The 9,932-nt window shown below is 62.2% G+C and carries 9 protein-coding genes; 8 read left to right on the plus strand and 1 reads right to left on the minus strand.

From position 1 onward, the window contains the following. The first annotated feature begins 99 nt into the window (after window positions 1-99). From ABLE86_RS21710 to ABLE86_RS21725, 4 genes are all read left to right on the plus strand, one after another. The gene (locus ABLE86_RS21710; RefSeq protein ID WP_348781078.1) at window positions 100-921 is read left to right on the plus strand and encodes an amidohydrolase family protein; all 822 of its coding nucleotides are present in this window, start codon (window positions 100-102) and stop codon (window positions 919-921) included. Window positions 922-923: 2 nt separating this feature from the next. Beyond that, window positions 924-2,144, plus strand: a complete 1,221-nt coding sequence (locus tag ABLE86_RS21715; RefSeq protein ID WP_348781079.1) for a glycosyltransferase family 4 protein — start codon at window positions 924-926, stop codon at window positions 2,142-2,144. 236 nt (window positions 2,145-2,380) lie between these two features. Next, window positions 2,381-2,764 (plus strand): rhodanese-like domain-containing protein, encoded by a 384-nt coding sequence (locus ABLE86_RS21720; protein ID WP_348781080.1) that lies wholly within the window; start codon window positions 2,381-2,383, stop codon window positions 2,762-2,764. A 183-nt stretch (window positions 2,765-2,947) separates the two neighbouring features. Further along, on the plus strand, window positions 2,948-3,544 hold the full coding sequence (locus tag ABLE86_RS21725; RefSeq protein ID WP_348781081.1) for a dimethylsulfonioproprionate lyase family protein: 597 nt from the start codon (window positions 2,948-2,950) through the stop codon (window positions 3,542-3,544). A gap of 54 nt (window positions 3,545-3,598) precedes the next feature. Here the strand turns inward: ABLE86_RS21725 and ABLE86_RS21730 are convergent, their stop codons facing one another. After that, window positions 3,599-4,363 (minus strand): DeoR/GlpR family DNA-binding transcription regulator, encoded by a 765-nt coding sequence (locus ABLE86_RS21730; protein ID WP_348781082.1) that lies wholly within the window; start codon window positions 4,361-4,363, stop codon window positions 3,599-3,601. A gap of 165 nt (window positions 4,364-4,528) precedes the next feature. Between ABLE86_RS21730 and ABLE86_RS21735 the strand changes: the two genes are divergently transcribed. From ABLE86_RS21735 to ABLE86_RS21750, 4 genes are all read left to right on the plus strand, one after another. Then, on the plus strand, window positions 4,529-5,437 hold the full coding sequence (locus ABLE86_RS21735; RefSeq protein ID WP_348781083.1) for a phosphotransferase family protein: 909 nt from the start codon (window positions 4,529-4,531) through the stop codon (window positions 5,435-5,437). Continuing rightward, entirely contained in the window at window positions 5,437-7,896 is a 2,460-nt protein-coding gene (locus ABLE86_RS21740) for an FAD-dependent oxidoreductase (protein ID WP_348781084.1), read from the plus strand. The genes ABLE86_RS21735 and ABLE86_RS21740 overlap by 1 nt, the downstream gene beginning before the upstream one ends. 65 nt (window positions 7,897-7,961) lie before the next feature. Continuing rightward, entirely contained in the window at window positions 7,962-9,194 is a 1,233-nt protein-coding gene (gene eutH, locus ABLE86_RS21745; protein ID WP_348781085.1) for an ethanolamine utilization protein EutH, read from the plus strand. 469 nt (window positions 9,195-9,663) lie between these two features. Continuing rightward, window positions 9,664-9,932: formate--tetrahydrofolate ligase (locus ABLE86_RS21750; protein WP_348781086.1), on the plus strand; the 269-nt coding region annotated here is incomplete at its 3' end.

Consider the following 9,932-nt stretch of genomic DNA (forward strand, 5'->3'; position numbering starts at 1 on the left):
AAGGGAGTTGTTCCCGATCAGTTCACAGAAATTTGCGGGAGGCTGGAACACCTTGCGCTCGCGGCAGTTGATCATCGCGGAATTGAGGAGATGACTTTGATGATAATCGACGCTCATCTGCACACGTCCGGACGCGAGGATGCAGACGGCGTGCTGCGCTCGCTCGACGAGGCGGGCGTGGATATTGCGGTCCTTCTCGCGCCGTTCCTAACGGAGCCCTATTCGCTCGCCGACCGCGAGTCGCTGCGCGCCGGCAATCGCCACCTGTCTAGGCTGATCGCCGGGCACATTGACAGGCTGTTCGGCTTTGCCGTGGTCAACCCCCTGCACGCCGAAGCCGCGCGCGACCTTGAGGAGGCGGCCAGCCTGCCCGGCATTTGCGGGCTGAAGCTGGTGCCGACGGGCTGGTATCCCTACGACGATTGCGCCCATCGTGTATATGAAGCTGCCGAGCGCCTAGGCCTGCCGATCCTATTTCACAGCGGCATCTTCATCGACGGCCGCTCCGGCCGCTTCTGCCGACCGAGCTTTTACGAGGCCGTGCGCGATCATCCGCGATTGCGAGTGACGCTCGCCCATCTCGGCTGGCCCTGGTGCGACGAGGCGAACGCTGTCGGCCTTATCGATCGCATCAACGGCGTCGATCCGGCCGAGAGTCAGTTCCGCTTCGACATTTCTTTTGGCCCGCCGCCCGTCTATCGCGAATCCGTTCTTCGCCTAGCATTCGACGTCCTCGGCTCGCAGCAATTGCAATTCGGAAGCGATCGCTTCCTGCCTTGCCCGGGCGCTCATATCCGCGCCGCCATCGACGAAGTGGCGGAACTGCTGGACAGGCTTGAGATAGCGCCGGACGACCGCTGGGAACTGATGTCGGGCACAGCCGCCAGATGGTTGCGCTTGCCCGAGGCCGCAGGGGTATGATCATGGCTGGTTCGAGCCGTATGGCGGGCGCAGATCGAAAATTCCGGGACAGCGGCAGGATCAACATTCTGGAGGTGCTGGGCAATGCGATCGTCGGCGGCATGGAGAACTACGTCGGCAATCTCATCAGCAACCTGCCCGCCGAAGAGTTCGGCGTGGCCGTGTTGTGCCCGTTCGAAAGTGCCTATACCCGCATGCTGCGGCTGAAGGGTTGCCCCGTCTACATCGCCCCATTGCGGGACGATCCGCCATGGCGCTCGATCGAGATGATCGCCGGACTGGTGGATGTCTGTGAAATCGACCTCATCCACGCCCATTTGATGAACGCGCATACGGTTGCCGCGATTGCCGGGACACTGACCGACACCCCGACGGTTGCAACGTTGCACGGCATGAGCCTGCAGCCACAGGAGATCAGCGTGGCCCGCCTGACCGGCAGCCATATGATCCTGGTTTGCCGGGAGGCGTGGTCACAGGCACTCGCCGTCGGGTTCCAGCCCGAGCGACTGACCCTGATCCCCAACGGCATCGACCTCCAGCGCTACCGACCGGGCTGCGCTCCGCGCAACCGACTGCGCGACGCCATCTCGGTCGGCGAAGAGGAATTCCTGGTCGGCTTTGTCGGGCGCCTGGCCTGGGAAAAAGGCCCCGACAAGTTCATCAAGGCGGCCGATTACATTCTGCGGCACAAGCCGGAAGTGCATTTCGCACTGGTCGGAACCGGTTCCATGGAAAGGGACCTCATGCTTGCGATCGAAAGGGCGGGAATTTCCAGGAACGTACATCTGGCCGGGGTCTGGGAGGACCCGTCAGAAGTCTATCCGGCGCTCGATCTCATGCTGCACACCTCGCGCGCCGATGCCATGCCGCTGGCGCTGCTGGAAGCGATGGCCTGTGGCGTGCCGGTCATCGCAATCGGCGTGGGCGGAGTACCGGAAATAATCGAGACTGGCGAAACCGGCATTCTGGTGGGCACCAGCGAATGGCCGGGCATCGTCAGCGAGTTTCCAGGCGATTGGGAGGGTGTCGCAAGGGCCGCGCTCAAGCTCATCAGCCAGCCGGAAAAGCTGAAGGCCATGTCGGCCGCAAGTGTGAGGCGCGCCGCCGCAAACTACAACATAACCGAATCCGTGGCCCTTACGGCCCAGCTTTTCCGCAAGCTGGCCGGAGCCTCCGGGGGTGCGGTCCGCATGCGCCCTTTACGTGAGAAGAAAATGCAGTAACGCCTATTTCCCGGAAATCTTCGTGCTGATTATAACCCCATGAGGAACAGCGTTCCGCTATTCGGCACGCCAACACACCAGATGTCCGGCCACACGCCTTTCGCCGCGGACCATATTTTGCGTCAAGCTGCCAGCGCACCTCGCAAACAACACACCATCTGATCTATGGCGAATCTCGTACACTCCTGGCCTCACATGTGCTTTACTTGAATTTTGCTCGAGGAATGGAGGGTGAAATGGCCACCAGCGTGAAAGAACTCATGTCTGCCGCGAATTCTGCCGTGCGCAAGATTTCCCCCGATGAAGCACGCAGGATGATTGCCGAGGACGACGCTCTTGTTGTCGATGTGCGCGACGCGCCTGAAGTTCAGGCAAGCGGCAAAATCAAGGATGCACTGCACGTTTCCCGGGGCATGCTGGAGTTCCGTGCCGATGCGGACACGCAATACCACAATCCCGAATTCCGGAAGGACCGGCCGATCATCCTTTACTGCGCCTCAGGCGGCCGCTCAGCACTCAGCGGCAAGGTCTTGAAGGACATGGGCTATGAGAAGGTCTTCAATCTCGGTGCGTTCAAGGATTGGGCCGAGACCGAGGGCGAGGTCGACAAGACGGCCTGAACCGCGAAGCCTTCGACAAGACGCGAGCAGCGCGGCGACGCCAAGAGGCAACTCCTGACGAGCTTGCCTCAAGCCGCGCTGTCGAGTCGCGTCGCTGCTTGCTCCAACAGGCAGCCTTATGGCCCATGAGATGCCGCAAAATGGCCCAGTACGGCAGCCGGATAATGCGGGAAAGTCTCAGGCATGACCTCTCTCGCCAAGACCCAGTTCAAGACATTCCTGGCTTCCCTACAGACCGCCATCGGCCTGCAAGCAACAAGCGACGGGCCGCTGAAAGATGCCTTTCATCGGGCCTTTGCCGGACTGCCCGGCGACGAAATTGCCTTGAACGATCTGAAGCCCGGCAGATTGCCGGCGTGCCGCCATCTTGAAAGCTGCTGCGACGATCTCGCAGACGCGCCGGCGCACCTTAGCGGCCTGGCACAGGCTTTCCGGCAAATCGAGCCGATGCTTGCCTGGTACAATCGCAGAGGATCGGCGTCTTCTCTGTTTAACGAAAGCCACGCCAACTCGATCATTGTCGGTCCGGATGCACTGCTGCGGAGCACCAGTGTTGAAATCGGCGTCACGGTCATGGCGCCACACACCACCTACCCCGATCATCGCCACCCGCCGGAAGAGGTGTATATTGCCCTTTCTCCCGGAGAGTGGCGGCAAAACGACGGGCCGTGGAACGAGCCCGGCATCGGCGGCCTGATCTACAATCCCGGCAATATCCTGCATTCGATGCGTTCCGGTCAGGAGCCGCTCTTCGCCTTCTGGTGCTTGCCACTGCCCTGAGATTCAACGCCTTTCGGACGCGGCGCTATCGGCAACTGCCGCTCCGATCGGCTCCTATGCTTCGGCGACCGCCACGGTCACATCGGACTGGCGCAGCGCCTCGGCCAGATCGGCCGGCGGCATCCGGTTGACCAGCAATTCGTCAAAATCCGCAAGAGCGCAAACCCGCACAAGCCCCTTTTTCCCGAACTTCGAGGCATCGGTGACGACGACCCGCCGGCGCCCGCAAGAGAGGGCAGCCTGCCCGAACTGCGCTTCTTCCAGGTCATAGTCCATGACGCCCGTGGCCGCGTTGATGGCGCCGGCCGAAATGATTGCATGATCGACGCTGAAGCGGCTTACGAACTCGATGGCCGAAAAGCCCAGTGCCGCACCGCTGTCGCTGCGCAGCTCGCCGCCGGCCATGTAGACCTTGTTGCCGTTGACCGTGGCCAGCGTGCGGGCGATGTCCGACGAATTGGTAACGACCGTCAGCCTGCGATGATCCAGGAGCGCCCGGGCGAGCAGGCTGGTGGTGGTTCCGGTGTCGAGCATGATCGACTCCCCATCACGGATGGTTGACGCGGCAAGACGGGCGATGGCCTCCTTCGCCGGGCGGTTCTCCCGCATCCGCCGCTCGAACGGCGCTTCGCTGACAACCGATGGCAGAGCTATCGCGCCGTGCATGCGCACGACTTCCCCTCGGGCAGCCAGCGGCTTGACGTCCCTCCGCACCGTCTCCAGCGAAACTCCCAGTCGGCGCGCCAGTTCGCCCACGCTGATCGTTCCCTCCTCCTTCAGCAAAGTGAGGATCTGGCCGTGACGAGGAGAATATTCCATCCGCGAGTTCCTTGTGGCTCATGACCGAGCTTGATGTGTTTTGCCCGATTTCATGACACAAATGTAGCTAAAGCGGTCATAAATCCACATTTAATCGTTGACTTCTCGCCCACGCCAACCGATCCTCGCTCAAAACAAGCAGCCAAAGGCTGCGGAGGGGGAAGCATGGCGGAGGCTATTGAAATCCCGGCTGCTCGCCGGGAAAGAATTGCGGCTTTGCCGGTCTGGGAGGGGCAGATCGCAATCGAGCCGCTGATGGGCGGCATCAGCAATGAAAGCTGGCTGGTAACCGACGCGCGCGGACGACACGTGGTGCGGTTCGGTAAAGACTACCCTTTCCACCATGTGTTTCGCGAACGCGAGGTTATGACGGCGCGAGCGGCAGAAGAGGCGTCGTTTGCGCCTGCCGTGGAACATGCCGAGCCAGGGGTCATGGTGTCCCGCCATCTGCTCGCCAAGACCTATGGCGAAGCCGATGTGCGCGCCAACATCGAGCGTGTGGCGAAGATAGTTCGCGAATTCCATTTCATGATGCCGCGCCACGTTTCGGGCCCTGGCTTCATGTTCTGGCCCTTCCATGTCATTCGCGATTATGCGCGCACGCTGGGCGAAGGCGGAAGCCGCATGGCCGCGCATCTGCCTGCCTATCTCGCAATGGCGGAGGAACTCGAAGCCGCGCAGATGCCGCTTCCCATCGTCTTCGGCCACAACGACCTTCTACCGGCTAACCTGCTCGACGATGGCGAGCGCCTGTGGCTGATCGATTTCGAATATGCCGGATTCTCCTCCGCCATGTTCGATCTTGCGGGGCTGTCGTCGAATGCCGGCTTTTCGGCCGAAGAGTCCGAAGCCTTGCTCGGCTACTATTTCGACAGGTCGCCCGACCCTGCCATGCTGCGCTCGCTTGCGGCCATGCAGTGCGCCTCGCTGCTGCGCGAGGCCATGTGGAGCATGGTTTCCGAACTCTACCTCAACGCGCCCGGCACCGATTACGTGGCCTACACGCAAGAGAACCTCAAGCGGCTTGAAGCCGCGCTCGACGCTTACCGAACACAATATGGACGTGCCTCCTGATGACCCAATCCCTGCCCTCCCATGCCCAGATCATCGTCATCGGAGGCGGGATCATCGGCTGCTCCACCGCGTATCATCTGGCGCGCGACCACAAGGCAGATGTGATCCTGCTGGAGCAGGGCAAGCTTACCTCAGGCTCGACCTGGCACGCGGCGGGCCTGATCGGGCAGCTTCGCTCCTCCGCGTCCATCACCCGCGTGCTGAAATACTCGGTCGAACTCTACAAGCGCCTGCATGAGGAAACCGGCCTCGAGACAGGCTGGAAGATGACCGGCTGCCTGCGGCTTGCCACCAATGAGGACCGCTGGACCGAGTTCCGCCGGCTTGCCACCACGGCACGAAGCTTCGGCATGGAGATGCATCTCGTCTCGCCGGAGGAGGTCAAGCGCATGTGGCCGCTGATGGACACGTCCGATCTTGTCGGCGCGTCCTGGCTTCCGACCGATGGGCAGGCCAACCCTGCCGACATCACCTATTCGCTGGCAAAGGGTGCGCGCATGCATGGCGCTCGCCTTTTCGAGGGCGTGCGTGTGACCGGCTTTGTCATGGAAGGCAACCGCATCACCGCTGTCGAGACAAATAAGGGCACCATCGCCTGCGAGGCGGTCGTCAATTGCGCCGGCCAGTGGGCACGCCAGGTCGGCGCCATGGCCGGCGTCTCGGTGCCGCTTCAGCCGGTCAAGCACCAGTATATCGTTACGGAGAAAATCGAGGGGCTGGCCGCTGACGCGCCGACCATCCGCGACCCCGACCGGCGCACCTATTTCAAGGAAGAAGTGGGCGGCCTGGTCATGGGCGGCTACGAGCCGAACCCCCAGCCCTGGGCGACTGGCCTGCCGGATGGCGATGTTCCCGACCAATGGGAATTTCAGCTCTTCGACGACGACTTCGACCACTTCGAACAGCACATGACGCAGGCCATCGCCCGCGTGCCGGCGCTCGGGAACGTCGGCGTCAAGCAGATGATCAATGGGCCGGAGAGTTTTACGCCGGACGGAAACTTCATCCTGGGGCGCGCACCCGAATGCGCCAACATGTTCGTGGGTGCGGGCTTCAACGCTTTCGGCATTGCATCGGGCGGCGGAGCCGGCTGGGTTCTGGCCGAATGGGTCATCCGGGGCGAGGCGCCGCTGGATCTCTGGAGCGTCGATATCCGCCGCTTCTCCGGCCTTCACCGGGATCGTGCATGGGTTCAGGAGCGCACGCTCGAGGCTTATGGCAAGCACTACACCGTCGCATATCCGCATGAGGAGCATGAAAGCGGCCGGCCGCGCATCGTTTCGCCCCTATATGAGAGGCTCAAGCAGCACCGCGCCGTATTCGGCTCCAAGCTCGGCTGGGAGCGACCTAACTGGTTCGCCCCGGCCGGAGTGGAACCGGCCGACGTATATTCGATGGGGCGGCAGAACTGGTTCGAGCATGTCGGCACCGAGCACGCACATGTGCGCGAAAAGGTGGGCGTGTTCGATCAATCCTCCTTCGCCAAGTTCGAGCTCTCGGGCCGCGATGCCGCGGAAGCGCTGAATTTCATCTGCGCGAACGATGTAGGCAAACCGGCTGGCCGGTTGACCTATACGCAGATGCTGAACACGCGCGGCGGCATCGAATGCGACCTGACCGTGGCGCGCCTTGCCGACGACCGGTTCTACGTCGTGACGGGCACCGGCTCCCGCACCCATGATTTCGGCTGGATCGCAGATCACTTGCCCACGGCTGCAGATGTCAGGTTGAGCGACGTTACCGAAGAGTTCGGCACTCTTTCGCTGATGGGTCCGAGGGCTCGCGACGTGCTGGCGGCAATCACGTCGGCCGAAATCAGCAACGCCGCCTTTCCCTTCGGCCATGTGCGGGAGATCGACATAGCCGGCTATCCTGTGCGCGCGCTACGCGTCACCTATGTCGGCGAACTTGGCTGGGAACTGCACGTGCCACTCGCAGGGACAGGCGATGTGTTCGACGCCCTGATGCAGGCCGGAAAAGCGCACGATATCCGGCCCGTAGGCTACCGAGCGATCGAGTCGCTGCGCCTGGAGAAAGGCTATCGCGCCTGGGGTTCGGACATCACGCCCAACGACACCCCGTTCGAGGCCGGCCTGAACTGGGCCGTCAAGCTCAGGCAGAACGTGCCCTTCATCGGCCGGGAAGCCTGCGAGAGGGTAGCGGCACGGCCGCTTGCCAAGCGGCTGGCCGGTTTCACCACCACGGACCCGAGTGTCGTCCTGGTTGGCCGGGAGACTATCCAGCGCAACGGCGAGCCGGTCGGGTACCTGACCAGCGGAGGCTATGGCTACACGGTCGGCAGGCCGGTCGGCTACGGCTATGTGCGCAATGAATCTGGCGTAGACGACGAGTTCCTGTCGTCCGCCCGATACGAACTCATCGTGGCAAACGAACCTTTCGCGGCCACGATCCACTTGACGCCGCTCTATGACCTGCAGGGGGAACGCGTGAAAAGCTGATCGGCAGGTCTGGCGGCGATACGATTGCCGAGTGCAGCTCGCGCTCGTTTGGGAGGGGAAGGCAAATGGCTTCTATCGGTACGTACGTCATCTACATAATCATGGCTTGCGCCGTCGCCGGCGCAATCGCTTCGATCCGCAACCCCGAAACGGGGCTCGGAAAGGAGTTCATCGAGGGCCTTCACGCCATCGGCCCGATCTTCATTCCGGTCGCCGGCATCATGGCGTCGATACCCTATCTGTCGGAGTTCATCCGCGTTGCGGTCGGCCCGCTGTTCGCATTAGTGGGGGCCGATCCCTCTATCGCCGCGACGACGGTGATCGCAGTCGACATGGGCGGCTATCAGCTTGCTGATGCGCTGGCGGGATCGCGCGATGCCTGGATGATAGCCACCATCGTGGGCTTCACTTCGGGCGCCACCATCATCTTCTCCATCCCGGTGGGCTTGGCCATGCTCGCCAAGGCCGACCACAAATACATGGCGCTGGGCATCATGTCGGGCATCCTCAGCGTGCCGATCGGCGTGTTCATTGCCTGCTCGATCATCGCCTTCGCCGGTCTCGACATTCGGCCTGAGGTTTCGACGACGGCCGAGGCTACTCATCAGGTAGCGCTGGCGATGAGCGACATCCTACGCAACCTCTTTCCGCTCATCGTCTTTTGCGTGGCCATAGCTCTGGGTTTGCGTTTCGCGCCCGACGCCATGATCAAGGGATTTCTCTGGTTCGGGCGCATCATGTATGCCGGCATCACCCTGGTGCTGGTCGCCTCGATCGTCGAATATTTCACCGGCTTCTTCAGCACGGTCTTCGGCTCCTGGGGCTTTGATCCGATCATCGCCGACGAGCAGGACCAGTTCCGGGCGCTGGAAATCGCCGGCTATATCGGCATCATGCTCGCCGGCGCGTTCCCCATGGTCTATCTGCTGACCAAATATCTCGCCGGGCCGATGCAGGTTCTGGGCGCGCGCATCGGCGTTTCGCCGGAGGGAGCGGCGGGTCTGCTTGCGGCAAGCGCGAATATCCTGGCCATGTACCGGCTGGTCGGCAGGATGCAGCCGAAGGACAAGGTCCTTGCCATCGCCTTCGCGGTCTGCGCCGCCTTTACCTTCGGCGACCATCTGGCCTTCTCGGCCAACTTCCAGCCGACGATGATCCTTCCGCTGATGCTCGGCAAGCTGCTTGGCGGCGCTGCCGGCTTCATGCTGGCAGTGTGGCTGTCGGTTCCAAAGGCAGAGGAACTCGCATCGCTTGAACAGAAGTCCGGCGCTGCAACCCAGTTCATGCCGGCGGAATAAGTCGAAACAGCAGCCAACCTCGTGCCGAACCTGCCACTGGTTTTTCGGCACGAGGTTGAACTGGCGAGGTCGCTCCGTGACGCCGCGGAGTTGAGACGAACACGATAATGAGCTAATCAGTTTGCTCATTGAGACTCAGCCCTGCGCCCCATCGCCAGGACGGGCCGTGCGCGGGCTGCGCATCCTGCGAGAATTGGCCAAGCTGCCCAGGCAGCAAGAGCCGTCCGCATGACTGGTCTCCTTTGACCGCCGGATTGCCGGCGAAAAATAATTCTTCCCATGAAATTTTATTTCATAGCAGTTGACGCAAAGGCAGCGGCGGGGCTAACTGTCTGCGAGGAGAGTTAGCCAGATCTGCGCCTACGCGAGTTGAGGCGAAATCGCGCGGCGAGCCGCCGCCGCGGTGCGGGAGCGCGTCCCGTTCCGACGACAACAGATACCGGATTCATATTCGAAGGGAGCGAAGTTGATGCCCGAATTCAAGACAGACATCGAAATAGCGCGCGCGGCCACGAAGCGTCCGATCCAGGAGATCGGCGCCAAGATCGGCATCGCGCCGGAGCACTTGCTGCCCTACGGCCACGACAAGGCCAAGGTGTCGGCCGACTTCATCCGGTCGGTCAAGGGCAACAAGGACGGCAAGCTGATCCTGGTCACCGCCATCAACCCGACCCCGGCCGGCGAGGGCAAGACCACCACCACGGTGGGGCTCGGCGACGGCCTCAACCGCATCGGCAA

This window comes from Mesorhizobium sp. KR2-14 (assembly GCF_040049255.1).
In the GTDB taxonomy this organism is placed as follows: domain Bacteria; phylum Pseudomonadota; class Alphaproteobacteria; order Rhizobiales; family Rhizobiaceae; genus Pseudaminobacter.

Coding starts and splice junctions, on each gene's coding strand:
- ABLE86_RS21730 (WP_348781082.1), bottom strand. CDS start 4,363: ATGGAATATTCTCCTCGTCACGGCCAGATCCTCACTTTGCTGAAGGAG.
- ABLE86_RS21735 (WP_348781083.1), top strand. CDS start 4,529: ATGGCGGAGGCTATTGAAATCCCGGCTGCTCGCCGGGAAAGAATTGCG.
- ABLE86_RS21740 (WP_348781084.1), top strand. CDS start 5,437: ATGACCCAATCCCTGCCCTCCCATGCCCAGATCATCGTCATCGGAGGC.
- eutH (WP_348781085.1), top strand. CDS start 7,962: ATGGCTTCTATCGGTACGTACGTCATCTACATAATCATGGCTTGCGCC.
- ABLE86_RS21720 (WP_348781080.1), top strand. CDS start 2,381: ATGGCCACCAGCGTGAAAGAACTCATGTCTGCCGCGAATTCTGCCGTG.
- ABLE86_RS21725 (WP_348781081.1), top strand. CDS start 2,948: ATGACCTCTCTCGCCAAGACCCAGTTCAAGACATTCCTGGCTTCCCTA.
- ABLE86_RS21710 (WP_348781078.1), top strand. CDS start 100: ATGATAATCGACGCTCATCTGCACACGTCCGGACGCGAGGATGCAGAC.
- ABLE86_RS21715 (WP_348781079.1), top strand. CDS start 924: ATGGCTGGTTCGAGCCGTATGGCGGGCGCAGATCGAAAATTCCGGGAC.